The 25,228-nt window shown below is 49.5% G+C and carries 24 protein-coding genes; 2 read left to right on the top strand and 22 right to left on the bottom strand.

Annotation, left to right across the window (positions count from 1 at the left end; translation table 11 throughout):
- Nucleotides 1-45: 45 nt before the first annotated feature.
- From AB4876_RS00530 to AB4876_RS00425, 22 genes are all read right to left on the bottom strand, one after another.
- Nucleotides 46-1,401, bottom strand: a complete 1,356-nt coding sequence (locus tag AB4876_RS00530; protein WP_368379706.1) for an FAD-dependent oxidoreductase — start codon at nucleotides 1,399-1,401, stop codon at nucleotides 46-48.
- Nucleotides 1,391-1,681 carry a 4Fe-4S dicluster domain-containing protein gene (locus AB4876_RS00525; protein WP_368379705.1) on the bottom strand — a complete coding sequence of 97 codons (291 nt, stop codon included), beginning with the start codon at nucleotides 1,679-1,681 and terminating at the stop codon, nucleotides 1,391-1,393. The genes AB4876_RS00530 and AB4876_RS00525 overlap by 11 nt, the downstream gene beginning before the upstream one ends.
- Nucleotides 1,678-3,876, bottom strand: a complete 2,199-nt coding sequence (locus tag AB4876_RS00520; RefSeq protein ID WP_368379704.1) for a molybdopterin-containing oxidoreductase family protein — start codon at nucleotides 3,874-3,876, stop codon at nucleotides 1,678-1,680. The genes AB4876_RS00525 and AB4876_RS00520 overlap by 4 nt, the downstream gene beginning before the upstream one ends.
- 123 nt (nucleotides 3,877-3,999) lie before the next feature.
- Nucleotides 4,000-4,476 carry a hypothetical protein gene (locus AB4876_RS00515; RefSeq protein WP_368379703.1) on the bottom strand — a complete coding sequence of 159 codons (477 nt, stop codon included), beginning with the start codon at nucleotides 4,474-4,476 and terminating at the stop codon, nucleotides 4,000-4,002.
- A 69-nt stretch (nucleotides 4,477-4,545) separates the two neighbouring features.
- Nucleotides 4,546-6,957 (bottom strand): TonB-dependent receptor, encoded by a 2,412-nt coding sequence (locus tag AB4876_RS00510; protein ID WP_368379702.1) that lies wholly within the window; start codon nucleotides 6,955-6,957, stop codon nucleotides 4,546-4,548.
- Between the two features lie 266 nt (nucleotides 6,958-7,223).
- Complete coding sequence (locus tag AB4876_RS00505) at nucleotides 7,224-7,481, bottom strand: cytochrome C oxidase subunit IV family protein (RefSeq protein ID WP_368379701.1); 258 nt, start codon at nucleotides 7,479-7,481, stop codon at nucleotides 7,224-7,226.
- A 2-nt stretch (nucleotides 7,482-7,483) separates the two neighbouring features.
- Nucleotides 7,484-8,065 (bottom strand): cytochrome c oxidase subunit 3, encoded by a 582-nt coding sequence (locus AB4876_RS00500; RefSeq protein ID WP_368379700.1) that lies wholly within the window; start codon nucleotides 8,063-8,065, stop codon nucleotides 7,484-7,486.
- Nucleotides 8,066-8,193: 128 nt separating this feature from the next.
- Complete coding sequence (locus AB4876_RS00495) at nucleotides 8,194-8,937, bottom strand: hypothetical protein (protein WP_368379699.1); 744 nt, start codon at nucleotides 8,935-8,937, stop codon at nucleotides 8,194-8,196.
- A 45-nt stretch (nucleotides 8,938-8,982) separates the two neighbouring features.
- Nucleotides 8,983-9,495, bottom strand: a complete 513-nt coding sequence (locus AB4876_RS00490; protein WP_368379698.1) for a MarR family winged helix-turn-helix transcriptional regulator — start codon at nucleotides 9,493-9,495, stop codon at nucleotides 8,983-8,985.
- 445 nt (nucleotides 9,496-9,940) lie between these two features.
- Nucleotides 9,941-11,851 (bottom strand): AMP-binding protein, encoded by a 1,911-nt coding sequence (locus tag AB4876_RS00485; RefSeq protein WP_008246051.1) that lies wholly within the window; start codon nucleotides 11,849-11,851, stop codon nucleotides 9,941-9,943.
- Nucleotides 11,852-11,863: 12 nt separating this feature from the next.
- The gene (locus tag AB4876_RS00480) at nucleotides 11,864-12,643 is read right to left on the bottom strand and encodes a fumarylacetoacetate hydrolase family protein (RefSeq protein WP_368379697.1); all 780 of its coding nucleotides are present in this window, start codon (nucleotides 12,641-12,643) and stop codon (nucleotides 11,864-11,866) included.
- Between the two features lie 44 nt (nucleotides 12,644-12,687).
- Nucleotides 12,688-13,200 carry an aromatic-ring-hydroxylating dioxygenase subunit beta gene (locus tag AB4876_RS00475; protein ID WP_368379696.1) on the bottom strand — a complete coding sequence of 171 codons (513 nt, stop codon included), beginning with the start codon at nucleotides 13,198-13,200 and terminating at the stop codon, nucleotides 12,688-12,690.
- Nucleotides 13,193-14,464 (bottom strand): aromatic ring-hydroxylating oxygenase subunit alpha, encoded by a 1,272-nt coding sequence (locus AB4876_RS00470; RefSeq protein WP_368379695.1) that lies wholly within the window; start codon nucleotides 14,462-14,464, stop codon nucleotides 13,193-13,195. Before AB4876_RS00470 ends, AB4876_RS00475 begins: the two co-directional genes overlap by 8 nt.
- A gap of 63 nt (nucleotides 14,465-14,527) precedes the next feature.
- On the bottom strand, nucleotides 14,528-15,229 hold the full coding sequence (locus tag AB4876_RS00465; protein WP_368379694.1) for a class II aldolase/adducin family protein: 702 nt from the start codon (nucleotides 15,227-15,229) through the stop codon (nucleotides 14,528-14,530).
- Nucleotides 15,226-16,266: a 4-hydroxy-2-oxovalerate aldolase gene (gene dmpG / locus AB4876_RS00460; RefSeq protein WP_368379693.1), complete on the bottom strand. Its 1,041-nt coding sequence runs from the start codon at nucleotides 16,264-16,266 to the stop codon at nucleotides 15,226-15,228. Before dmpG ends, AB4876_RS00465 begins: the two co-directional genes overlap by 4 nt.
- A gap of 1 nt (nucleotide 16,267) precedes the next feature.
- Complete coding sequence (locus AB4876_RS00455; protein ID WP_368379692.1) at nucleotides 16,268-17,164, bottom strand: acetaldehyde dehydrogenase (acetylating); 897 nt, start codon at nucleotides 17,162-17,164, stop codon at nucleotides 16,268-16,270.
- A gap of 22 nt (nucleotides 17,165-17,186) precedes the next feature.
- Nucleotides 17,187-18,023, bottom strand: a complete 837-nt coding sequence (locus AB4876_RS00450; RefSeq protein ID WP_368379691.1) for an alpha/beta fold hydrolase — start codon at nucleotides 18,021-18,023, stop codon at nucleotides 17,187-17,189.
- A gap of 56 nt (nucleotides 18,024-18,079) precedes the next feature.
- Nucleotides 18,080-18,460 carry a non-heme iron oxygenase ferredoxin subunit gene (locus tag AB4876_RS00445; RefSeq protein ID WP_368379690.1) on the bottom strand — a complete coding sequence of 127 codons (381 nt, stop codon included), beginning with the start codon at nucleotides 18,458-18,460 and terminating at the stop codon, nucleotides 18,080-18,082.
- A 66-nt stretch (nucleotides 18,461-18,526) separates the two neighbouring features.
- Nucleotides 18,527-19,294: an SDR family oxidoreductase gene (locus AB4876_RS00440; RefSeq protein WP_368379689.1), complete on the bottom strand. Its 768-nt coding sequence runs from the start codon at nucleotides 19,292-19,294 to the stop codon at nucleotides 18,527-18,529.
- 2 nt (nucleotides 19,295-19,296) lie between these two features.
- Nucleotides 19,297-20,202, bottom strand: a complete 906-nt coding sequence (locus tag AB4876_RS00435; RefSeq protein WP_368379688.1) for a VOC family protein — start codon at nucleotides 20,200-20,202, stop codon at nucleotides 19,297-19,299.
- 329 nt (nucleotides 20,203-20,531) lie between these two features.
- A complete protein-coding gene (locus tag AB4876_RS00430) occupies nucleotides 20,532-21,050 on the bottom strand; it encodes a MarR family winged helix-turn-helix transcriptional regulator (protein ID WP_368379687.1) in 519 nt (172 codons plus the stop codon).
- Nucleotides 21,051-21,277: 227 nt separating this feature from the next.
- On the bottom strand, nucleotides 21,278-22,288 hold the full coding sequence (locus AB4876_RS00425) for an AraC family transcriptional regulator (protein ID WP_368379686.1): 1,011 nt from the start codon (nucleotides 22,286-22,288) through the stop codon (nucleotides 21,278-21,280).
- Between the two features lie 248 nt (nucleotides 22,289-22,536).
- Between AB4876_RS00425 and AB4876_RS00420 the strand changes: the two genes are divergently transcribed.
- Both AB4876_RS00420 and AB4876_RS00415 read left to right on the top strand, forming a co-directional pair.
- Complete coding sequence (locus AB4876_RS00420) at nucleotides 22,537-23,658, top strand: alkane 1-monooxygenase (protein WP_368379685.1); 1,122 nt, start codon at nucleotides 22,537-22,539, stop codon at nucleotides 23,656-23,658.
- Between the two features lie 156 nt (nucleotides 23,659-23,814).
- Nucleotides 23,815-25,134, top strand: a complete 1,320-nt coding sequence (locus AB4876_RS00415) for an OmpP1/FadL family transporter (RefSeq protein WP_368379684.1) — start codon at nucleotides 23,815-23,817, stop codon at nucleotides 25,132-25,134.
- The last annotated feature ends 94 nt before the right edge of the window (nucleotides 25,135-25,228 follow it).

The following is a 25,228-nucleotide window of genomic DNA, read 5'->3' as shown; positions in this document are numbered from 1 at the left end:
TATAGCGTTTATAAAAACCTTAAAAGCCCGTCGTGGCAGGTAATCCTAGCCCGCAGTGACTAAACCAAGCATGGCGCCGGTCGTCGTCATTTTAAGACGGGGGCGGCCTTGTGCTCGGCCATCAGACTGCTCCTGCCTGTCTATTTTCTGCCAGCCAGAAAAACCAAGCGTGACACTCACCCGAGCATTGATTGCCTCAAGTACTTGCGCCGCCGACAGCGTTCCTTCCATAGGCAATAAATTACTGTCGGCATCGGCCATCACCGCCGCCACAGCATCACGCGCGCATTTTTTATTGCTGCCAATAATGCCTTTAGGACCGCGCTTAATCCAACCCGTTACATAAGCGCCAGCAATCGCAATGCCATTATCAACAATGCGCGAGTCACGACTGGGGATAACACCTCGCACGTCATCAAAAGGCAGGCCATCAATTGCCAAACCGCGATAGCCAATCGCCGCCAGCACCAAGCCGGCGTTTAACGCCTGCTCAGACTGATCACGCCTATCTACAACCTTAATTTGTGCAACTTGCCCCTCGCCAACAATAGCGGTTGGCGCGGCATTAAAGCGAAATACAATTCTACGGCTACCCTGAGATTTTTCCTTGCACAGCTTCGCTAAGGCGGCCACTTTTAATTGGGTTTCATAGTCCGCGTTTTCTGGAGTCAAGGATAAATCAGTGCCCTCAACACTTATCGCGGTATCGGCAAGCTCACCAAGCTCCATTAACTCGGGATAGTTAAATGCGGCGTGCTCCGGCCCGCGACGGCCAAGAATGACAATTTCCTTGAGCTGACTTTTGCCAAGTGCGTCCAGCGCATAGCTGGCAATATCGGTATTATGCAAAGTGCTAATGGGCGAAAATAAAATTCTGGCCACGTCCATCGCCACATTGCCATTGCCAACCAGCACCGCGCGCTCGCAACGTAAATCAAACTGTAAATCACTAAAGTCGGGGTGGCCGTTATACCAGCTCACAAACGCCCGAGCTGAATCACTGCCGCGCAGATCTTCACCCGTAATACCCAAGCGACGCTCATCGTCTGCGCCCACGGCGTAAATAACGCCGTCGTACCACTGGCTTAAATCTGCGGGACTAACATCCCTACCCACCTGCACATTACCAATAAACCGAAAGCCCTGGCGCCTAGCAATACTGTCGTAAATCGCCGCCATGCGCTTTTTATCGGGGTGATCCGGCGCAACGCCAGAGCGAATTAAGCCCCAAGGGGTAGGCAGCCGTTCAAGCACGTCCACCTCAACGGGGCGCCGAACAATTTGGTTTAAGCCACCATTAATAAAGGTGCCGCCAGGGCCTTCCAATAAATGCCCTGCGGAATACATTCCCGCTGGGCCGCTGCCCACAATAGCGATGCGTAGGGGGCGTTCACTTATCATGACGAAGCTCCGCAACGGCTTGGGTATGGGATTGAAAGTGCGCGGCGTTAATGCCGATATAATCCAGCCATTTTTCTGGGAGCTGGTCTTCGGCGAATATCGCGTTTACTGGGCAAGCCTCTCTACAAGCATCGCAATCAACACACAGCACAGGATTGATATAGAGCTGCGTTGCTGCGTCAAACCCAGAATCATCCGGCATGGGACTGATACAGTCCACAGGACACACTTCAACGCAGGAATAATCTGCCACACAGGGCGCGGTAATAACATAGCTCATGACGCCATCTCCACCACATCGCGCAGAGAACGAATGCGCACGCTAATCCCATTAACCGTGGCATTGCCACTGGGCAAGTCTGCCGAGTCTGCACGATTAGTGGTAAGTTGATTATAGCCAGCACCGCCCACCGCAACTGCGCGCTGCCAGCCGCCCTCGTGACCCCAGCCATGAGGGAGCGCCAAGCTACCGGGCATCATCTCGTCGCTAATACGCGCTTCTGGCACCCGAATTTGCCCATAAGGTGAACTTATTTCGACTGGATCGCCCTCTTCGATACCATAGCGCGCGGCGTCCGTGGGGTGAATACGCAAACGCTGAACACGGTCGGCCACCACCAATTTTGAAATATTGTGCAGCCAGGTATTTTGCGAACGCAGCTCCCGCTGGCTAATAAGGCTTAGCGGATAGTTTTCATCCTGCGCAAAAGAGCTCGCCAATAAGCGCGCCATCTCTGTTCTAAATAACGCATGATCGAGATTCACTTTTTTATCTTTGGTAAACATCCTTTTATTGAGAACACCGGTTGGCAGGCCGTTGGCCAATTTAATTGCACCGTTATTATTCAATAGCTTTTTGCGACTTAAGCCTGAGGGCCGCAAACCAAACCAATCTCCCTCTGGCCCAGTGCGCAAGCCCACATCCATTAAAAATGAGGGACTGGGTCTAAGCCCTAATTTACCCAATAGCTGAGCACCGGGAAAATCTGCCGGCACAATACCAATGCGCTTAGATATTTCATCCATAATCCACGCGTCATCGCGAACATCGCCCCGCGCTTTTAAAGTAGGGCCCACCCACTGAGCGTGGGGTACACCGGAATGCGATTGGGTAAAAATAGGAAAGCCTTCGCGCTCTAACCACGTAGTTGGCGGTAAAATATAATCCGCCATACGGCTGGTTTCAGTAATATAAATATCTTGGGAAATGAGTAAATCGAGCTGTTTAAAGGCATCTCGCAACTCCCCAGCAGCTGGGCTACTAGTGGCCGGATTCGCGCCAATGACCATCATTGCCCGCAACTGGCCTTTGCCTGGGGTGGTAATTTCGCGAGGAATACTGACCACCGGCGCCGTGCCTGCCACTTCGGGAAAGCCATCCACCCGAGTGCGCCAGCGATCATAACCCGTTGATTTCAACTGATGCATCAGCGCTTCTAGGTCAATAAATGGCCGAGCAAAACACCAGCCGCCCTCGCGATCTAAATTGCCGGTGGCGATATTAAGCACATCAAGTAGATATTTGCTTAAGGTGGCAAATGGCCCAATTGACATACCGCAGCGCCCGTAAGCACAGGCCGAAGGGGCAGCAGCAAAATCCCTCGCCAATTGCTGGATATCAGCAACAGGGATTCCCGCTGCATCCGAAGCTTGCGCCAATGAAACTGGCGCAAGCAAATCCGTTATAATTTCAGAACCCGAAGTTTGGCGCTGTAATGCACCGAGGTCTGCTAAGCCTTCATCAAAAATAACCTTTAACATAGCCGCGAGCAACCAAGCATCGCCATTGGGGCGAATAGGTAGATGCTCGAAAAGTTCTGCGGTTTCGCTCCGCCGCGGGTCAATAACCACCACCCTACCGCCCCGCGCAGTTACGCCAAGCATGGTGTCTCGGAAGCGACCAATATTCGCCATACTGCCATGAGACACCGCGGGGTTAGCGCCAATGCACAACATAAAATCGGTGCGGGCTATATCAGGTACTGGGTTTAAAAAATTACTGCCATAAAGCAGTTGGCTCACCAGCCAATAGCCATTGATGTCGATAGAGGCGGCACTGTACAAATGCTTGGTTTTTAGAGCCCCTGCCATGCCAAACAAATTGAGAAAGGCACCGAAGTTCCAAGCAACAGAATTGCCTTGATACAAGCCAATAGATTCACGGCCATGCACTTTAATAATGGCGTTTAAGCGTTCGCCAATTTCGTCTAGCGCCTGCTCCCAAGAGACTGCAACAAAGGAACCGTCGTCAGTTCTTTTTAAGGGCTGCAATACACGGTCGCTGTCGTCGCGAACCGCACCAAAGGCAAGACCTTTAGAACAGGCAAAGCCCTTCGAATTTGGGTGGCCAGGATCGGGGCGCAGCTTAATTAGATCGTCATCTTGAATCGTTGCCACTAAACCACAGGACGATTCACAGACACCACAAAATAATTTTTTGTCGATACGCGGGGAAGACGAACGCTTATTATTCATTATTGGCGCTATCATATAACCTACCTGAATTCAGTGATTGGTGATCTACGTTTTGCTGTATAACTGCTAAAGGCGCATACCCTTTTGAGTACACGCCTTGCGGGCTTACATCGCCACTGAGATTTACAAACCAAGCCCTAAACCTAACGGTGAGGTAAGAAGCGGGATGGCTGGCAGTGTTCCAACAATACCCGATTGAGTGAGAATAGTGCCATTACCCAAAAGATAAGAGACAATATTCATGGGATCAGTTGCAGCCACTTCTAACACCGGCACCGTACTAAACAAGGCACCCGTACCCAAGCTGCTACCAATGCCGATTGCCGTTTTAAGGGTATCTAAAGGCTCTAGCTCGCTGCCCATCGTGATAAGACCGGGAAGCGCACCGGAATTTCGCCCCAAGCTGCGCGGCACATCTTCAAGAAGCCCAGGAATTACGTCTGGCAGCGCAGCCACATTGACTATGCCTTCTAAGCTAGGAATGCCACCCCCATCTAAACCACCCATCAGCGGCAAGGCTGGAATCTGTGCAACGGAAGCGCCAGCTTGAAAGCAAGATACGACGACCGCCATTAGTGCTACTATAGATTTTATTTTCATTTTTAACTCCTAAACGCTATTTATTTCATTCAACAAGTAAAGCCAAAAAGTCGGCTTACTTTATCTCAATTAATAAAACATCTGGTCAAAATTCCACTTCACGCGCATGCCCATTAAGCGCGGTGGCGCCAACACCACAGTACGCCCAAAGTCTTGCTGCAATATCGTGCCAAAGTATTCTTCATCCAAGGCGTTATTGACAAAAGCAGTTAGCTGAAGACCATAGGGATCATAGAAATAACTTAGACGAGCATTCCAAAGACCGTATGCTTCCTGTTCAAAGAAAGGCGAGTTTTGCGGGGTGGTGTTATAACCGCCGTTGTAGTAATAATCCACGCCGATTTCGAGATCACCGGCATTGCCCATGGCAATACGTTGGTTCGCCGCAAAGGTATAGCTGATATCAGGCGTACGCACTACATCATTACCAGAGAAGTCACGCTCCGTGTTACCGGTAAGGCCATCTGGCCCAAAATACAATCCCGTATCATCGTCAAAGCCAGCACCATTAGTGTATTCGGTATACTTAGCATCTAAATAAGTTACCGAGCCCGTTAATGCTAAGCCGGGGTTGATGTTTGACATTGGCTGCCACTGAAAATCCATCTCTGCGCCTTCGATTTCAGATCGACCGGCATTTTGGAAGCGTACTATCCCCCCGGAGGTTAACGATACAATCGCGGTTAACACATCTTTTATGTCGGTTTTAAATATTGCCGCATTTAGACGTAAGGTATCGTCAAACAAATCGGTTTTAATACCAAGTTCAACCGCGGTCGCCGTCTCTTTACCCACTAGATCTGGGTCAGAGAAAAAGTTAATTGTGTTATAGGTCGGACTTTTAAAACCCTGCGATGCAGAGGCATAGATTTGGGTCGAGTCAGTTGGCAAGTACTGCACCGCAATCCGAGGTGACATCGTCTCCTCTTTAACATCGGGAACGCTAAAGGTACTAATGCGCTGGTTATTTTTCCGATCACCGCCGCTGATATAATACGGATCACTCTGCTCACCACTGGTCAGCAAAACCGCATCCAGAAACGCGTCACGAACACCACGTGTTTCCGATTGATAACGAGCACCAAGTGTTAGATTCCATTCTTCATTAAAGGTATAAGTACCTTGGAAGAATGCCGAATTTGAATCGGTATACAAAACCGAGCCAGCCTCAAGTGTTACATTTAACGCAGGATCAGCCAATATGCCATTTAGGAGCGGAACTGCAGCCACCAAAGAATCAATCGGTAAGATATTTTCCGCAAAGCCACCCGGACCAACGGTAAAGTATAAACTATCGAACCCGCCTTCAGCCTCAAGCCTATATAAGCCCGTCACCCATTCAAACTTATCACTACCAGGGGTTTCTGAATTCGACGTAAACTGGAGCTCATAAGTCCTTTGTTCATTAAACTGGCCATCAACAAAATAAAACGTTACTTGGTTATTTTCGGTTGAATCATAATCATATGCACCATAAGGAAGTTCAACACCGTTATCCGCATAAATAAACTTCATATCTATAGGACCAGGGCTCCATTCCAAAACAGCAGCATACATAGTATTTTCAGTTTCGTTACCACCTTGAATGTCATTGTGCCAATTACGATCAGCCGTATCGGGTTCATAGGCACCAGTAACAAGGCCAGACGGACGGGTATTTTCGTTAATCAGTGAGTTCCCGTTAAACTGATGAATATAAGACCCTATTAGCGTAGCGCTAAAGGTATCGCTTATATCCCAGCGCAATTTCAAACGACCACCTCTGGTGAAGTCTTCACGCTCAGGCGCTTGAACCCCAACATCGGTGGTGTTCTTGCCCATGATCATTGGCAATTCTTCAAAGTAAGCAAGGGTAAAGCCCACATCTTCCGTTATAGGGCTACCCAAATATAAGCTGTACGATTTTTTATCAACGGTTTGATCGATGCTATCTAAATCGTAAACACCGTATTCCGCATTAATCGAGCCTACGAATTCCTCTGGCGGATTTGCAGTAACAATATTGATCGCGCCACCGGTGGAGTTCCGACCAAACAGTGTGCCTTGCGGTCCTTTCAAAACCTCAACACGCTCTACAGGACCTAAAGTGTCATTTTTACCCTGGCTAGACGGAATATTGATACCATCAATGTAGGTTGCAACACTTGGATCAGCCGAGGGCAGGAATGCATCGGTACCGACACCACGCAAATAAATCAAGGTGTAACCGTAGGTAAACGTAAACGTTAAACCTGGGGTTATACGTGCTAAATCTGCGGTACTTTCAATACCAAACGCGTCCAGTTTTTCGGCACTAAAAGCAGAAATACTAATAGGTACATCTTGCGAGTTTTCCTCACGCTTCTGAGCAGTAACCGTAACCTCTTCAAGTAATCTATTACTGCTTTTTTTAACCGCTGGCGCAGGTGTATTCACATCTTGCGCGTAAGAAAAACCACTGCTCAACAGGGAAACCCCTACAAGGGCCACAACCTTCTTCATATATAAATCCTCTCTAGAACCCCAAGATTATTTTTATAACTACTTCGCAAAACCATATTTCGCAAACTAACTAATTTCAATATAATTTACCATGAAACTATATAATTGCAAGCACCAGGTTACTGATTGGTAATTTTGAACAATAAAGAAGAAGTTAAGCGCATGAGAAACTCTGCATAATTCACAGAAATTTCCACAGGCGCTTACTAACACACTTTTGTTTTTATTATAATAATATTATATATCAATAAGTTACAAACAGTTCGTTACATTAACTCGGCTATTAACATAGATAGACAAACCACCGCCAACCAGCCATTCATCATGTATTTCCATGGCCCAGGCATTGCCTCTATCTCCATAAAGGAGCTCATAACCGCCTTAACCTTGACCGTAGAGATCAAAATTATCACTACCGATGCAATCACATAGCCATGAAATTCTTCAAATGTGAACCACGACACAATCGTTGCCAACAACAAACCCATGGCGACCAGATTTTTGTTATCTCGAAGCAGTGCCATATTTACGCCCCCAAAAAATAGATTAGCGGAAAAATAAATATCCACAGCAAATCAACCATATGCCAATAAACGCCACCACTTTCAACTGCGGCAACATTGTTAGCGCTATACTTACCTCGCCGAGTGTTAATAAAAAGTACCAGCAAAATCACCATACCACCGACCACATGCGCCAAATGGATACCGGTAATAATGTAATAAAACATAAAGAAATCATTGCTCAGAATGGTCACGCCATCTTGAATTTTCGCGCTGTATTCCATCGCCTTATTTACAATAAAAACTGCACCACAAAAAAATGCTGACGCGAGGAATACAGCGCAAGCCTGCTGAGCGTTTCGTTTAAGTGCTTTTACCGCCAGCACCACAAACCAAGAACTTAGCAAGAGTATGAGTGTATTAATTGCACCCAAGGTTTGATTTAGCTTCGCTTGAGAAGCTATATACACTGTGGAATCAGCATTACGCTCCATCAAGTAGGTGATGAAGAACAAGGCGAACATACACATATCAGCAAAAATAAATATTAAGATGCCTTCTTCTACAGCCGGCGCCCTTTCTTTTTCGATAGTAGAAATGCTCACGCACTACTCCCTTTATTTAAGATCAAGGATCCCGATCAGCCACGAACGGATATTTATTCTAATCAGCAGCTGATCGGTAGCTCGGAAAACTCTTTAAATTGATAGAATTACCGAGCCAGCAGATTTTACTACGCGCGAGACAAACTCGGGCTAGTCACAGCAGTACCTTCACTTGCTTTTATGCGGCGATTCACTTCTTTGATCATGTAAGTACTGGCGATTGTGTACCAGCCAAGCCAGCAAGCGTAAGGAATGTAGTAACTCAGTATACCGTCCCAAGCAAAGGGGCCGGTCTTAAGAACACCCGTCAAACTCGCAGGCAGGAAGCTAAGACCGCACCAGATGGTGACGTAACATGCCCATCTTGGAAAAAGTGGTACTTCACGCTTATCGGCCAAGCCAACCAAGGCCGCTGCAATCATCTGCAAGGTGGTACAGGCGTATTGAAGGTCAATACACAACCAACCTAAATCCGTTAGCATTTGTGTGGTAGCTGGGTCTTGATCGGGACGAAATGCCGCCGCCACCCAGAAAAACGCGCTAAAAGAAACCACCATCACGGTTAAGCCACCGCCAAGTAACTGGAGGTAGGCCATTACTGGGAAACGACCTTCTATACGTGCCATTTGGGTGCTGAGTAAGGCGGTCCATGGCAGGTAAAAAACCACAATAATCATCGAGATAATAAATCCAAGCCGAATAGAGCCAAGATTTTCTGCATAGCGTGCTTGCAGTGCGTCAGCCGTTAATGCCGGTGAAGGGTTGGGGAAATTATGACCAAGAATAACCCAAAAAATAATAAAGCTAATTAAGAAGGCTGGGCCGCACCATGCGCTAATTAATTCATGCCGAAAGGCAGTTTTCTCATCCATCGCTATATACCTCGCTTGTTGTAAAAACACCAAGCTCAGCTTTTCCTAGCGAAACTTGGCCTCATCAAAAGACACAATTGCCTTTCGTAATAATCGATCTAGCTCTGCCTGCTCTTTATCATTCAGCCCCGAAAATGCATTATCTACCGGCCCGGCAACACTGGGGGTAACCTTGCTGACGACTTGTTCGCCGAGCTTAGTAATTTCAACCACACTGCGACGACCATCTAATTTTCCGGCCTTACGACTGATATAACCGGCCCTCTCTAAGGTGACGATAACCTTGGACATATTGGGACGGCTGGTGCCAACCAATTCACTTAACTCACTGGGTGACGCACTGCCCTTGTCGCTAGCAACCAAAACACACAAAGCATGGTAGCTGTGCTCGGTCAGTCCTAGCTCATCAAACACACCGCCAAAGTAGTCACCAAGACCGTAGGCGGCAATTCTCACCAAGCGCACCAATATGGTTTGCTGCTTAGGCAATTCTGGTAGTGCTTTTGCCAATGGCTCTGTGGTGCGCTCCACCGACCGCAATCGTTCTATCCCTCTCACCCATTTACTCCCTTGTCCAATTCGATGTTCGTTAGCAAACAGCTCATGGTATTGGGGAAGTCACAATGGCGTCAAGCCATGATAAAACTTTGTTTTTAGTAGTAATAATGGCTAGCAACCAGCAATGAGCCCTAGCTCTACACCCACTTTTTTATTAAAAAAGGCTACTCCAACATGCAAAGCAGCCAAACCGTCAGCAAGGGTAAATGCTTGACGAAAGACCAAATAGAAACCTTGTTCTCAATACCAAATTACTCGTTCCGACACTACGCGCCGACCTTATAGTTTATAAGTAATTTACTAAGAAACTATTTTTCTACTATTTGCCCCCCATGTCAAGTACTTCACATCAATAATATTTCACTAGCGAAGTAAAACCTTCAGACCAAGAAACCCTCGCCAGCGAACGAGGGTTTCACGCTTATTGATGATCACTAACGACTAATCACATAAACACCGAGCGTAAGTAATACTCAGGTATATCATCATCAATATGCTCTGGAACCGATAAGCCCAGCGATTCACTGATTTCATCAAGTATTAACGGATCGTCAATTGTTGCGGGTATTTTAAAAACATCACCATTAACCATTTTTTGCAATGTGGCGCGCAATATCTTGCCAGACCGCGTTTTTGGTAAACGCTTAACAACCACCGCACGCTTAAAGCAGGCCACCGCACCAATTTGCTCACGCACCATGGCAACAGCCTCTTTTTCCACATCCTCGGAGCTGCGCTCTAAACCGGCGTTCAGTACCAATAGGCCCACCGGCACTTGGCCCTTCATGGCATCATTCACGCCAAACACCGCGCACTCGGCCACGTCGTGATGGGCGGCGAGCACTTCTTCCATACGCCCAGTAGAAAGACGATGACCGGCAACATTTATAACGTCGTCGGTGCGGCTCATAATGAACACATAACCATCTTCGTCGATATAACCTGCGTCACCGGCATTGTAGAAACCGGGGTAGCGACTTAAATATTTATCGATAAAGCCCTGATCGTTTTTCCACAAGCTCGGCAAGGTCCCAGGCGGCAGCGGCAGGCGAATCGCTAGCGCGCCCATCTCACCTGCAGGCAAAGTGTCGCCCGCTTCGTCGAGTACCACTACATCAAAACCCGGTACACATTTGCCCGATGAACCGTATTTAACGGGGAATAGACCACGACCAGCGCAATTTGCCACTGCAGGCCAACCTAATTCGGTCTGCCACCAATGATCGATAACAGGAATATTGAGTTGTTTTTCGGCCCATTGAATAGTGTCTGGGTCTGCTCGCTCCCCCGCCAAAAACAAGTTTTGCAAGCTCGACAGGTCGAAATCTTCTGGACCGTGACCCTCTGGATCTTGCTGTTTTATCGCGCGAATCGCCGTCGGCGCGGTAAACATGGCCTTCACTTTATGGCGTTCAATCAGCCGCCAGTAGCTAAACGCATCTGGGGTGCCCACCGGCTTGCCTTCAAACATCAGCGCTGTCGCGCCGCGGACAAGCGGGCCGTAAACTATATAGGAGTGCCCCACTACCCAGCCAATATCAGAGGCCGCCCAAAACACATCACCAGGATCGATGCCGTAGATATTCTCCAGACTCCAATCCATCGCAACCAAATGACTGCCGTTGTCGCGAATCACGCCCTTGGGGTTACCGGTGGTGCCGGAGGTGTAAATAATATACAGGGGATCAGTGGCTTGTAGCACCGCACATTCGGCAGGCTTGGCAGTGCTCTCACATTCGTGCCAATCCAAATCCCGGCCAGCCTGCATATCCGCCTGCAACTGTGGTCGCTGTAGAATGATGCACTTTTCCGGAGGATACTTACAGTATTCAATAGCTTCGTCTAACAGCGGTTTGTAAGCAATTAAGCGAGTTGGCTCAATGCCGCAAGACGCCGAAATCACCAGCTTGGCCTCGCAGTCATCAATGCGCGAGGCCAATTCATTAGCGGCAAAGCCACCAAACACCACGGAGTGAACAGCGCCAATGCGCGCGCAAGCCTGCATCGCTACTGCCGCCTCTGGCACCATCGGCATATAGATAACGACGCGGTCGCCTTTTTCTATGCCAAGGGCTTTCAGGGCCCCGGCAAAATGCTCTACTCGCTTCAGCAATTGCGCGTAAGTAATGTGCTCCACACAATCGGTCACTGGGCTGTCGTAAATCAGTGCAGTTTGATCACCGCGACCGGCAGCCACATGCCGATCTAGGCAGTTATAACTGGTATTACACTGGCCGTCGCTAAACCAACGGTAGAGCGGCGCCCGACTGTCATCGAGAGTAATAGTAGGTGAATGGAACCAATCAATCGCCTTGGCGGCCTTTTCCCAAAGCGCAATATTTTCCTGCATATTCATTATTATTCTCCTTTACTCAAAAACAACCGCCAGCGAACCGACCCCCGAAATTTCCAGCGACATTTCATCGCCTGCTTTTATCGGCTCTAGTGGCACCAAAGATCCTGATAAAATAATGTCGCCAGCAAGCAAGCTAATACCGTACTCACCTAGGGTATTGGCCAGCCACGCCACACAGCTAAGTGGGTTGCCTAATGCCGCCGCGCCAAGACCTTCGCTAAGCAGCTGGCCATTTTTATACACTTTCATCTCAAGCGCAGGGAGGTCGAGCTCGCGAGGGTCGACTTTGTGGGCATCACTAACAACAAAGCTTCCGCAGGAAGCATTATCGGCCACGGTGTCTTGAATTTTGATTGCCCAGTTAGCAATGCGGGAATCGACGATTTCGAAGCAAGGCATAATATAATCGGTAGCCGCCAATACATCGGCTTCGCTAACGCCCGGTCCTTTTAAATCACTTTTCAAACGAAAGGCAATTTCGCCCTCAGCCTTGGGCGCGATCATACCGCTTAAAGACAAACGCTCGCTAAACTGCATTTTATCGGTCAGAAAGCCAAAGTCTGGCTGCCTAACATTGAGCATGTTTTGCACAGCTTCGCTGGTGACGCCAATTTTCTTGCCTATTAAGCGCTCGCCATCGGCCTCGCGCATTGCCAGCATATTCAGTGACACTTTGTAGGCATCATCGATAGTGATTGCCGGAAAACGCTCGGTTAATGGCGACACTGCCACGCCGGTGCGCAGGGACTGATACAACTCATCACTTATTTTTTTTAATTCTTGCTGTTCCATTATGCACTTCCGTTTTTCTTTTCGTTTATGAGTATGCGGGCTGATTACAAAATAATACTGATCTTGGCTTGAGGTCTAAGTCCATCAAGGGCCAGATTGCAGACCTTGCGCGCGATCTTCAAATTGCCGTCACGCTCTTCCAGCACATAGCGATAATTACCCACAAACATGTCGGTTTGGCCATTCTTAGTGCGATAAATAACAAACGCCGCAGACGCCAAAATGCGACCCTGCTCATCTTCGCCGAGAAGCAAAATATTACTGACCAAATGCTGAACCTTAGAGCGCGGAAATTCAGCGTGACAGGTTTTCTTTTCCAAGCGAATTACCCGCTCCTGCAAGCGCGCATGATTGTCAGCGATGTAATACAAATGCTTGGTTGGATCAGCTTCTTCAGCGGATACGTCGGTAGGCGGCACAAAGTAAGCGCCGTCTTCAGTAAACAGTTCAAACCAGGTATCGAGCTGCCAGCTATCCAACAGGCTCGCCTCGTAATTTAGAAATTGTTGCACTTGAAAAAAGCGCATTAAATTTTCTTGGGATGCAATATTATTCATGGCTGCTACCCTCCTCGATTGTGCTAATCCGGCGATTCCACTCCCGCCAGAAAGCGCGCATTTGCAACTCGTCGTCAAAGGACGCTTGCTTGGCTTTCATGCCCTTAGAGATATCATTCCAAGGCGCATTGGCAGCAGCTTGGAAACCGCGCTGGCAATGTTCCAAGGCCTCAACATCGTCAGGGGTTGCAAATCCGCCGGGGCCGATAAATTCCAAGAAATTAGACAGGCGATACTCGCGGCGCCATTCACTTTCGTCTGCTACCCCAAGTGCAAAGGCATTAATCATCATTTCGTCAGGCGCGGTTGGGTAAAACGTGCGCACCGTGATCGCCATAATGTCGTTAATAACGAGGTTGGGGAAAATAATCATATTGCGATTAAGAGTCGCCATTTGCTTAGCTTTGTCTTCGCCAAGACGTTCAACCAGTTCGGCGTATACCTGATCTAATTCTTGCTTGCCCTTTTCGCCCCACATCGGAATCCACTGAGCGATGGGACGCCCCCAGGGTGCGCTGTATTCAATAACAGCATGGCCATTGCCCAAGTCATAACCCTTGCCCGCCAGTTTGGTTGCCGACAAACTACCATTGGTGTTCATCAAATAATCGAGATAGGTCGCGTGGGTGGTCTCAGCGTGATAGCCATCAACACTGTTTTCCACCAGTAACTTCCAATTGGCGCGAATCGAGTACTCTTGCGTGCCGCCTACAATTTCCATGCCTGCGGTTGATTGATTGGCGACAATATCGAGATAGTCCTTGGCGCCCGCTAAATAATCTGGCAGCGGCTCAATATCTTGCTTAAAGCTTATAAAATAGAAGCCTGCGTACTGATCTAAACGCGGCAGCGCGCGCAAATTGCAATTACCCTCGTCTTTAAAATCTTTGGCGTAAGCGGGCTCACCAGAAAGGTGGGCGATCTCGCCGGTATTTTTAAATACCCAGCCGTGATACATGCACTGAAAGCTTTTGGCCTTGCCTTTTTTCTCGCGGCAAACCGTGGCGCCGCGGTGAGGGCAAACATTAAAGAAAGCGCGTATTTCATTGTCGCGACCACGCACAAACAACAGGTTTTGATTTGCTACCGTGCGGCTAACAAAGTCGCCCGGCTCAAGCAACTCAGACTCATGACCAAGATACAGCCAGCAATTCTGAAAAATTTTATCGCGCTCTTGTTCGAAGATCTCTTGGCTAGTAAAACTGCGCCGAGCCACTTTGAATTGGCCACGCTCCATATCATCTATAATTAGCGGATCATTCATCACACTTCAGCCTCTTGTTATGTTTGTGTAAGCGTTAAATTTATACTTCACGCCGCTTATTCGCTAAGCGACATACTCCGGATCTTCTAAGGTGAGATACTGCCACATACGACCAAATACATTACCGGTAGTGACGTGGCGATCGCGTATCTCATCTTGATCTAAACAACCCTGCTCAGGCGCAAAATTGGCAGCGCGAACTTGTAGTTCCAAGCGTGCAGTGTCTTCAAGAAACCACGCGTAGCTCAGCATTTCTTCTAAAGACGCTGCCGCAATCACTGCGCCATTGCCGCGCATTACGAGAGCGGGTCGTTTGGCCATAAGCTCAACCAAGGCCTTTGCAGCCTCGTCATTGCGCAGCAGCCGCGGATCGCGCCACAGCGGAATATCATTACCAAAATAGGCGCTCAAACCATGGCGACAGCGCGGCGTTAAACCCTGTGTAGACAGTGCCATGATCGCTGGCGGCATAATGCGACCGACCGCATTTACTTCAGGCCTTGAGGCGTATAGATTTTGGTGAATACGTACTTCGCCAAGCACACCTTCAGGCAGCGGCCCTCGCGCCGGCACTCGCTGATTCTCAGCCCCGGCGGGAATACAGCCCATGGGCATAGCTGGACACACCCAAAAGTAATCGTCATTTTCTCTAAAGCTACAGTGTCCAAAAGCGTGTACCAAACCTGCGCGACTCAGTGCCCGCGCCGCCATGCGCAACATCCGCTGCTGATCAGCAAGCATCAGCGGCGATGATGTGCCACTCATGACGCGACTCCTGCCAAAATTCCCCGTTCCTTCGCCATCGTCAGCGCCAGATCTTCAATCATGTCTTCCTGACCGCCCACCGTGCCGCGCCGCCCTAATTCGACCAATACATCGCGAGCAGAAATGCCATAGCGCTGCTCCGCGCGTTTTGCAAATAACAAGAAGGAGCTGTACACACCAGCGTAGCCAAGCGTGAGCGAGTCACGATCAATGCGGATGGGCTGATCCATCATCGGTACTATCAGGTCTTCGGCAACATCCATAATTTTGTATAAATCAATGCCGGTCGCCATTCCCATACGATGCATCACGGCAACCAATACTTCTAAAGGCGTATTGCCCGCGCCCGCGCCCAAGCCTGCCACCGAGCCGTCGATTCGGCTGGCACCGGCTTCGATCGCAGCTATAGAGTTGGCGACACCCATCGCCATATTGTGGTGACCATGAAAGCCAATCTCGACATTGGCGGGCAGCGCTTCGCGCAGGGTTTTAATTTTAAGGCTGACTTCGGCCGGTAGCATATAACCCGCTGAATCTGTGCAATAAATGCAGTTAGCGCCGTACCTGACCATGAGCTTGGCTTGCGCGAGCAAATGCTCAGCGCTCACCATATGAGCCATCATCAAAAAGCCAACGGTGTCTAAGCCCTGCTCAGCGGCAAACTGTATATGCTGCTGACTTACATCGGCTTCGGTACAATGGGTGGCAACGCGAATGGTGCTCACACCACAGCTAATTGCCATGCGCAGATGATCTACGGTACCAATGCCGGGCAGTAGCAGGGCCGATACCTTGGCCTGCGTCATCTTGGGCACCACCGCGTTGAGGTATTCTTCGTCGCTGTGCGCAGGAAAACCATAGTTCAAGGATGCGCCGCCAAGGCCGTCGCCGTGGGTCACTTCAATAAGTGGCATACCGGCAGCGTCTAGGGCGGTAGACACTGCGACCATTTCATCAATACTTATTTGGTGTTGCTTAGAATGCATGCCGTCACGCAGACTCATATCGTGGAGCTTTACCGCTACTGATGATTGCATATTATTCTCCACCTTTTTCTGCCCGTTGCTGCGCCAGCATTTCGCCAGTGCGCAGTGCTGCCGCTGTCATAATGTCCAAATTGCCCGCGTATTTGGGCAGGAAGTCGCCAAGGCCTTCCACTTCCAAAAAGATCGTGACCTTTTTTCCGTCGAATACCGGACCGTTCACCAATTTATAGCCGGGCACGTATTTTTGAACTTCAGCCACCATGGCGTGTACTGATTCAACTATCTCTTGTTGCTTAGCCTCACCTTCCACCAAACAATGCACGGTATCTCGCATCATTAACGGCGGCTCAGCGGGATTAACGACGATAATGGCCTTGCCCTTGGCAGCGCCGCCAACCTTTTCTATTGCGCTGGCGGTAGTCCGAGTAAACTCGTCAATATTCATTCGGGTTCCCGGGCCAATTGATTTTGACGCCACAGTGGCAATTATCTCTGCGTAGCTTACCGCTTGCACCCGCGACACCGCCGCCACCATTGGGATCGTTGCCTGGCCACCGCAGGTCACCATATTCACATTCTTTAAGTCGCTGCCCGCGAGGGAGGCGAGGTTGACTGGCGGAATGCAGAATGGACCTATCGCAGCGGGTGTTAGATCAATCATCGTCACCCCCAGCTCAGTCAACTTACGACTGTTTTCGGCGTGGGCGTAGGCCGAAGTCGCATCAAAGGCAATGGTAATACCATCTCGTTTAACCGCTTCAAGCAAACCGTCTACGCCGTCTGCAGTGGTGTTAACACCCATCGCCGCAGCGCGCTGTAAACCTTCTGAGGCGGGGTCTATACCGACCATCCACACTGGCTCTAACCATTCAGAGCGAGACATTTTAATCAATAGATCGGTGCCAATATTCCCAGACCCAATAATGGCGGCACGCTGTTTTAATGACATATTTTAAAACCCTATATAAAGATCAAACCCGCATTAAAAAATTTCGCACTAGATCGGCAAAGGCGCGGGGCTTTTCCACCTGAGTCCAGTGACCACATTCACCGAAGGTATGCAGCTCGGAATTTTTCAATAGACGATGCGCCTTGATAGAATTTTCCATTGGCACAATGACGTCTTCACGGCCGTGAACGACGAGGGCCTCATGGTTAATCAAACGAATTTCGTCTTCGGGAATACACAGGCCGTTGAGTTTTTCTTGCATGGGTTCAGGGAATAACTTCTCGTAGGCTTCCTGATAGCCAGGGCGAATACTCGCGTGGTAGCGCGACTCAATAATCGCGTCACTCACGAGATTTTGGTTATACGCAAATACCGACATCAGCCCCGCCATCGCCTCTACCGATGGCTTATAGCCCCACACCAGACGTAGGCCTTCGGTAATTTCGAAATGAATTCCCGCCGCACCCATCATCACAAAACGCTCAACCCGCTCGGGGTGGCGCGCTGCCATCGCTAAGCTGAGCGCACCGCCAAAGGAATTACCCACAAAGTGCGCCTTACTCACGCCAACGGCATCCATAAAGTCACAGACAAAGGCCAGCCAATTATCCATATTATATTCAAAATTTTCGGGGTGATCGGTGTAACCAAAACCCACCACATCTGGCGCCAAGACATAAAAATCATTTTGCAATTCAGGCAGCAATAAGCGCCAGTTGGCATAGCCAGTGACGCCGGGGCCTGAGCCGTGCAGCAGTATCACACAGGGCTTACTCTTGTCGCCGGCCTCTAGGTAATTTGCGCCGTAGCCACTACGTAGTTCTGCGCGTTTGCCAATCTCAGGATTCGTTTCGCTCATGTTTTTCTCCGCCGAATAATTTAAATTACTTATTTTTAAATAAAGATTAAGCGTGCTTATTCAGGTTTTTTAAAACGCTTAGGCTTGGGATTAATATAGATATCACCGTCGATTACCTTGGCATCAAAGAACGGCAGCGGCGTGCGGCAAGGCATGGTTAAGGCCTCGCCAGTGCGCACATCAAATCGACCGTTATGCCAAGCACATTCCACAATATGGCCCTGCTGCTCACCTTCTTCACTTAAAGAAGCTGCGCCGTGGGTACAGCGGTCCGAGGTCACATAGATCTCACCGTCGAGCTGATAAATCGCTAAATCTAAACGACCGCCAGGATGCTTGGCAGTACCAATATCATTACGTGGCAAATCAGCAACTTTGCAGATAAAAGCCCACTCATCGCCTTGCTGCTCGTCTTTAGCGATAACATCACTATTCATTATTGTTCTCCTAATTAATCTGGGACGTCGGCTCGGCGGATCACTTACAAGCTGACCGGAAAATGCTCACAGCATTGTCGAGCCACCGTTAACGCTAATCACCTGGCCTGTTACAAACGCGGCATCGTCACCGGCGAGGTAGCGCACCATTGAGGCAACCTCATTCGTTTTCGCCGCGCGCCCCATGGGAATAACATTAAGAAATTTTTCGGCTGTATTGGGATCGTTATCAAGAAAGTGCGCCAATGCAGCTGTTTGTACTGCACAGGGCGCAACCGTATTTACGGTGATATTGTCCCGTGCAAACTCCCGCGCCAAACCCGTTGTCATACCGTGAACGCCACCTTTGGCAGCATTGTAGGCAGCGTGATCAGCCAGCCCATTGCGCACAGAATCTGCACCAATATTAATAATGCGGCCAAAGCCCCGCGCCTTCATGCCCGGCAATACCGCCCAGCAGCACCATAGCGCCGTCCACAAATTGCGGTTCACTGTTTGGGTAAGTGTCTCTGGCGTGTGATCTAAAAACGACTTAATTATGCCGCCGCCAGCGTTGTTGACCAGTATCGCCGCACCGCCCAACTCCTCAGCAAGACGAATCAGGGCCTCGGCATCGGCTTGAAGTGACAAGTCGCCAGCATTTACGGCAATACGCTGTTCTGCGCTAGCCTGCGCAACGAGGTCCGCCTTGAGGTCTGCCAATTTTTGGGCATCTAGATCGGCCAAAACGAGGTCAGCACCAGCCTCTAAAAAGGAGCTGGCGATGGCCTTGCCAATATCACTGCAAGCACCGGTGATAACGGCAAGTTTTCCCACTAAAGTTTGCGCGACCATGCTTAGCGATCCTTGCCAGCGATAACGCCGGCACTGGAGAAAGTAGGCTTCGGTTTACCACCCCACAAATCCATAGTGGTTGAGGAGTTCTCTAACATACGCGGCTCCCGCGCGTTTTCTTCGGGAAACTCTTCCATGCCAAAGCTGAACTCGGCGGTCATACCATCGGGATCAAGGAAGTAGAGAAACACACTGCCCGAGGGCTTGTGGCGACCGGGACCAAAAACAATATCGACACCGGCATCAATCAGGCGATTTCTGGCGCGGCCAATATCATCAATCTCGCTAACCATAAAGTTAACGTGATGCAGGCCGTTCTCAGGGCTCTTTACTAGTGCAAGACTGTGATGGAAGGGATTGGGATAGCAACGCGCCCACACGGCCTTGTCTTCAACAAAGTCGGAACTTAGCAAACCAAAATCCCGCTCTAATACTTCCCAACAGCCATCTAAGTCGACCACCCTCAATACCACATGACCTAGGCGCTGAATATTGGCAACGGTTGGCTGATACGCCTTACCTAAATCCATTACCGACGCAAAATACTCAAAGGTCACCCGCGTTGTGGGTTCATAAAGACGAAAGCCACCGGCGACGCGCAAAAATGGCAACTCTTCGCTGGGTATAGGCCAAATTTCATAACCGCGGGATTCAAAATGTGTGGCCGCCGCGGCAAGATCGGCACTGGACGCCAACTGAAACGCCACCCGACGCAGACCTGGCTCATCCGCTTGATACAGGAGCAAGCTGGCCGCGTGGGTGTCGCAACGCAAGGCCGAACTTTCACCGACCTGCTCGGCGCTAAGCTCAAGGCCGAGCAGATCCGAGTAAAAACTGGTAGAGCGGGACAAATCGCTTACGTTAAGCGCAACGTAACTTAGCTGGCGATACAGAAATGGAACATGCATGAATATCTGCCCTTTTAATTATTGTGATTGAAGCCTCGACAAAACAAGGCAACAAAACAAACCGTGTAAACGCACTGTATTTTTATTTTAGTTTTCTGTCAACAGCTAGAACTTAAAATTTCTACACGTAAACCAGCCCACGACACTAGGCCGCAGGCTAAACGCCACTAAATGGGCAAACGTTCTTTAAGTGGAGTGATACCGAGGCTTACATAGGGCGAACAGGAAGACACGGCATGCGCCGCAGCAGACAAACAACAAGAAGATACGCACCAGAAGGTGCCGGCCACCAAAGAGGTAGCCAGAAGGGACAGCGTGAAAGACGAGCTCTATTTCTCTTTGATTGCCATATTGGCCTTCATGGTTTTGATATTACGATTTAGCTTTCGTAACACATCAACCACTTGCACAACTTCTTCGTGGCTAATCTCGTCGAGCATCTGCTTGTTGCAGTCCAAGGTAAGGATACGCATCTCCTTGATTACACGGCGACCTTCCTTGGTGATGAAAATACGCTTAATCCGGCGATCACCAGGATCTGCGCGACGCTCAACCATCCCAACATCTTCCAAGCGGTCAATCAAACCACTCAAGGTCACCTTACCCAAATTCATATCATCGGCAAGGTCCGACTGGGTTAAGCCATCGCGGCGCGACAGGTAGGCTAGCGCCCACGCCTGCGAGCGAGTAACACGCAGCGGCTTAAAAATTTCGTCAATCACAATACGACGCAACCGCGCGGCGTCATGGATCAAAAACCCCAACCTAATCTTCGCATCTTCATCAGAAACCTGTAGGTCACCTGATAATGCCTCGTCATATCCTTTAGAGCTTGCCACCTTTGCCATCACAGACCTCTTTAGCCACTATATCAGCATTGAAAACATTGTTATTTTTAACTATTCATATAGTAACAATATCCAAGCTAAATGTATGTTTATTTTGCCATTTAAAACAACTAAATACGGTACTTTTTACGCTGCGCTTCTTGACCTGATAATCAACAAAATCAACTAACTAAGCCAAGCGACGGAGAGCAGTAAAACTTCGTCATATTGGCCTGTCAAAGCTGGGGTTACTTAACACGCTTACGAAAGGTATCGGGAGACACACCATGCCAGCGCTTAAACGCTCGACGAAAATTAGAGCTGTCGTGATAGTTCAGCAGCGTGGCAACAACATCAACGCTCAATTGAGTATTCAGTAGATAGCCCTCGGCCAGCGATGACAGCACCTGATCGCGCACATTTCGAAAGCCTGTGCCCTCCTGCTCCAGCCGTCTCGCCAGGGTCCTTTTACTGACAAACAGCGCCGCAGCAACATCGGCCTCAACAATCTGATGATTAGGGCTAGACAGCAGTAATCGCCGCACCTGGCTTACCACGCTGTGCCGATCAGCGGTCATTTGCTGCAATAGTTGCCGGCACTGGTCCAGCGCCTGTTCGTAATTCCGAGAGTCAGAGGAAGCATTTACCGTGTTTGCCAAGCCTGCCGGTATACGGAGTAAGTTTTCACTCGCCGAAAAACTCACCTGGCAGGGATAGGCCGCATAGTATTGATCTTTGTAGGCTGGCGCCGCGTAACTCAACCACAGCCGCCCCTCCGATAGCGGTCGCACCAAAATAGATTCGGCAATCGCAAGAAGCCCCAGGCTGAGGGTTTCAATAAACAAGCGATAGACTTTCTGCGTTACCCCTGGACTGACACCCAAGCGGCACTCCAGCCAATCGTCTTTTTTGCGCACCGACACAGCGGTGAGATTCATACGCAGCGGCAAATAATCGCGAAAACTCTCGAGCGCCTCCAGTAGAGTCGGACTGCTATTCACTAAAAAACCCATCGGCCCGTGGGTCGACGGCGTAATTTGCTGACCGTAGTGCAAACCAAAACTCTCATCACCTGCAATATCTAAAGCATTGCCGAGAATCTGAACCTGCTGGCGGCCGTTGAGATAAAGATCATCGCGAAGCAAATCTCGCCCCGACATTCCCGACCCAGCCATCAAACTATCCAACTGACGCTCGCTTAGCCCGAGCGCTCTGGCTGCCACCCGCGAATACGTCATCGGGATTCCGGCTGTTGTCATGGTGCTATCCGAAAACTCCATCCTCTCCTCGCTCACCAAGCTCAAATGCAAATCGCACTACTCGGTACTACCTACGATTGTTGCGCGATAAACGCAGGTTGGCAACAAATGACCTTATTCTGGCAATAAATGACCTGTGTTAATTTTTGTACAGCTCCATACTGATCAACAGCGACAGAAGCTCGGCGCACATGCCATTCAGCCGCGTCATTCACTAACAATAATTTGATGCAGGAAGGTGATTGCTCATGTTTGATTACATACGATATTACACAGGCCCACTGGCGCAGATCGCTGCCGCCGTGGGTATATGCGCCGGCGGTATTTACGCGTGGACCGGCCTATCAACCCTGCTGCTGTTTGCACTGATCGACGGCGTACTGCCCCGCGACACCAAACAGCGCAGTATTAAAAACGCATCGCTCGCCTTAATCCCAGTTTGGTTGGGCGCCGTGTTCTCTGTTGGCCTGTATATGATTCTGGCTTGGCAGATCGGCAAGGGCGATATGAGTTTTATGGCCATGCTTGGCGGCGCGTTATCCGCTTCGTGGCTAGGTGTTATTATCGGTGTACCCACCACTCACGAGTTGTACCACAAGCAGGGTACACTCATGAAGTTTGTGGGCACCTATTGCCAGGTTATTTACCTAGATGCCACCCGCAATATTGCGCACATGGTCGGCCACCACCTCGACGTTGGCACCCCAGATGACTGCGACACCGCAGCGCGCGGCGAAACGCTGTATTCCTTTGCACCCTACGCCGTATATGAAAGCACCAAAACTGCATGGCGCCTAGAAAGCGAAGCCTTAGTAAAACGCGGTTACGGTCGCTGGTCTATTCACCATCAGCTGTGGAAAGGTTTAATCGCATTAACCGTTTTTGCACTGGCCATGTTCGCCCTTGGCGGTTTACCAGCCTTAGCATTTGGTCTTGGCGGCGCAGCAGCAGCACGGCTTTGGGTAGAAACCTTCAATTACTTCCAGCACTACGGGCAAGTGCGCGTAGCCGGCAAACCGATTGGTCGCCGCCATGTGTGGAATCACCTGCACCCCATTAGTCGTGTTGTGGCTTTTGAAATTACCAACCACGCCGACCATCACTTGGATGCCTACATCCCCTTTTACCGCTTAAAACCCGACACCTCGGCAGTGGTGCTGCCTAATGTGTTTGTGTGCTTTCTCACCGCCTTAATTCCACCACTTTGGCACCGCATGATCATTATGCCTGCGCTAAAAGAATGGGATCTCAACTTTGCCAGCGCCGAAGAGCAAGAACTTGCCCGCGAGCAAAACCGCAAAGCTGGCTGGCCCGACTGGTTTGCTGACCGCGAAAGCAATCCTACTCAAGCGCAGATGTCTGGCGTCTAAATATACCGTCTCACAACATCCTTGCAGGGCAGCCAATTGGCTGCCCTTTTGGCGTTTATAACGACGGTGCGTTTTAATCAGTAATGGCTAGGCCCGCTCTACCCGATCCCAGAGAAAAACAAAAAAGAAAAATTAGAAATAAAAAGGAATTCTTAAATGACAAGAAAAACAAAAATAATGAACCTAGTGTTTGGTTGTCAACTCCTCGCCGTTAGTATCGCCAGCCAAGCTGGACTCGGCAGCTACCTCAATGGCGCCGGCGCAACAAATCGCGCACTGTCTGGCGCAGGCGTCGCCTTTGCGGAAGACAGCATGGTAATTGCGACAAATCCGGCGGGAATTTTAGACCTAGAAAAAGACGGCTGGGTGCTCGGCAGTATTTTTCTGTCTGCTGGGCAAACCGCCTACGCCAAGGAACCAACAGCGAGCAGTCAACCCAATGGCGCCTTTGTATTCGCCCCCGGTCAACGCCGAGCCGAGCCCGATGTACCCGCCGAGATTGACGGTATTTTCCCCGTCCCCTTTGGCGCAATACATCGCCAAATAGATGAACGTAACGCCATTGGCCTTGCGGTCTACGGCAACGGCGGCATCAACATCAACTACAAGTCTTTTGACAACCCGAACTGCCCTGGCAATACCCCGCAACAGGGCTATTTGTGTTTCGGTGACACCGGCTCGGATATTGCGCAAATCTTCATAGCACCAACTTGGTCACACCAGCTAAATAAGCGACTGCGCATCGGCATCAGCCCCGAGCTAATTTACCAAACCATAGAAGTAAACGGCTTTCAATTATTTTCACCAGCCTCCGCAGCGCCGGATAAACTCAGCAACAATGGCCATTCACAAAGTTTTGGCTACGGTATAAAAACGGGAGCCACCTTAGCGATCAACGATCAACTCACCGCCGGCCTGACCTTGCAATCCAAAGGCTATATGCAAAAACACCAAGAGTATCGCGGACTATTGGCAGAGCAAGGTGCTCTCGATATAGCACCCTATCTGCAATACGGACTTGCATGGCAAGCAAATCCATCGCTGACTCTACTTGCTGATTATCAGCGAATTTATTTTTCCAAGGTTAAAGCCTACGCCAATTCCGGTAGCGCTCCCGGCCGCTACGGTGACGACAACGGCCCCGGCTTTGGCTGGAGTGATTTAAGCGTACTGAAGCTGGGCCTACATTATCGAGTAGACGAAAAAATCACCCTGCGGTTTGGGTATAGCGACGTGCACAAGAAACCCCTCAATCAACAAGAGATTATTAACAACCTAATTTCAACAGCCGTTTTTGACGAGCGTTACAATGTCGGGATCAGTTGGTCACCCAATACGATAGACACTATCGACCTCTCCTTTAACTACGTCCCCAAGCAAGAGATTAGCGGCAACAACCCGCTCGCTAGCGATCAGCAAATTACCTTGAGCAACAAGCTCGCGTCTATTGATATTGCGTGGCGTAAAGCCTTTTAAGCATTATGTTTGCCCAATAAAAAAAGCAAATAGAAACGAAAAAAGACCACTTTCTCAGTGGCCAAGTAGGGTGATCATAATAAAACTGCTTAAG

This window comes from Zhongshania guokunii (assembly GCF_040892635.1).
GTDB classification, from domain to species: Bacteria; Pseudomonadota; Gammaproteobacteria; order Pseudomonadales; family Spongiibacteraceae; genus Spongiibacter; species Spongiibacter guokunii.
The sequence above is the reverse complement of the archived record's forward strand: the minus strand, read 5'-3'. Positions and strand labels throughout refer to the sequence as shown.

What these genes read in the sequence shown, in the direction of transcription:
- AB4876_RS00530 (WP_368379706.1), bottom strand. Translation starts at nt 1,401, where the DNA reads ATGATAAGTGAACGCCCCCTACGCATCGCTATTGTGGGCAGCGGCCCA.
- AB4876_RS00525 (WP_368379705.1), bottom strand. Translation starts at nt 1,681, where the DNA reads ATGAGCTATGTTATTACCGCGCCCTGTGTGGCAGATTATTCCTGCGTT.
- AB4876_RS00520 (WP_368379704.1), bottom strand. Translation starts at nt 3,876, where the DNA reads ATGAATAATAAGCGTTCGTCTTCCCCGCGTATCGACAAAAAATTATTT.
- AB4876_RS00515 (WP_368379703.1), bottom strand. Translation starts at nt 4,476, where the DNA reads ATGAAAATAAAATCTATAGTAGCACTAATGGCGGTCGTCGTATCTTGC.
- AB4876_RS00510 (WP_368379702.1), bottom strand. Translation starts at nt 6,957, where the DNA reads ATGAAGAAGGTTGTGGCCCTTGTAGGGGTTTCCCTGTTGAGCAGTGGT.
- AB4876_RS00505 (WP_368379701.1), bottom strand. Translation starts at nt 7,481, where the DNA reads ATGGCACTGCTTCGAGATAACAAAAATCTGGTCGCCATGGGTTTGTTG.
- AB4876_RS00495 (WP_368379699.1), bottom strand. Translation starts at nt 8,937, where the DNA reads ATGGATGAGAAAACTGCCTTTCGGCATGAATTAATTAGCGCATGGTGC.
- AB4876_RS00485 (WP_008246051.1), bottom strand. Translation starts at nt 11,851, where the DNA reads ATGAATATGCAGGAAAATATTGCGCTTTGGGAAAAGGCCGCCAAGGCG.
- AB4876_RS00480 (WP_368379697.1), bottom strand. Translation starts at nt 12,643, where the DNA reads ATGGAACAGCAAGAATTAAAAAAAATAAGTGATGAGTTGTATCAGTCC.
- AB4876_RS00475 (WP_368379696.1), bottom strand. Translation starts at nt 13,200, where the DNA reads ATGAATAATATTGCATCCCAAGAAAATTTAATGCGCTTTTTTCAAGTG.
- AB4876_RS00470 (WP_368379695.1), bottom strand. Translation starts at nt 14,464, where the DNA reads ATGAATGATCCGCTAATTATAGATGATATGGAGCGTGGCCAATTCAAA.
- AB4876_RS00465 (WP_368379694.1), bottom strand. Translation starts at nt 15,229, where the DNA reads ATGAGTGGCACATCATCGCCGCTGATGCTTGCTGATCAGCAGCGGATG.
- dmpG (WP_368379693.1), bottom strand. Translation starts at nt 16,266, where the DNA reads ATGCAATCATCAGTAGCGGTAAAGCTCCACGATATGAGTCTGCGTGAC.
- AB4876_RS00455 (WP_368379692.1), bottom strand. Translation starts at nt 17,164, where the DNA reads ATGTCATTAAAACAGCGTGCCGCCATTATTGGGTCTGGGAATATTGGC.
- AB4876_RS00450 (WP_368379691.1), bottom strand. Translation starts at nt 18,023, where the DNA reads ATGAGCGAAACGAATCCTGAGATTGGCAAACGCGCAGAACTACGTAGT.
- AB4876_RS00445 (WP_368379690.1), bottom strand. Translation starts at nt 18,460, where the DNA reads ATGAATAGTGATGTTATCGCTAAAGACGAGCAGCAAGGCGATGAGTGG.
- AB4876_RS00440 (WP_368379689.1), bottom strand. Translation starts at nt 19,294, where the DNA reads ATGGTCGCGCAAACTTTAGTGGGAAAACTTGCCGTTATCACCGGTGCT.
- AB4876_RS00435 (WP_368379688.1), bottom strand. Translation starts at nt 20,202, where the DNA reads ATGCATGTTCCATTTCTGTATCGCCAGCTAAGTTACGTTGCGCTTAAC.
- AB4876_RS00430 (WP_368379687.1), bottom strand. Translation starts at nt 21,050, where the DNA reads ATGGCAAAGGTGGCAAGCTCTAAAGGATATGACGAGGCATTATCAGGT.
- AB4876_RS00425 (WP_368379686.1), bottom strand. Translation starts at nt 22,288, where the DNA reads ATGACAACAGCCGGAATCCCGATGACGTATTCGCGGGTGGCAGCCAGA.
- AB4876_RS00420 (WP_368379685.1), top strand. Translation starts at nt 22,537, where the DNA reads ATGTTTGATTACATACGATATTACACAGGCCCACTGGCGCAGATCGCT.
- AB4876_RS00415 (WP_368379684.1), top strand. Translation starts at nt 23,815, where the DNA reads ATGACAAGAAAAACAAAAATAATGAACCTAGTGTTTGGTTGTCAACTC.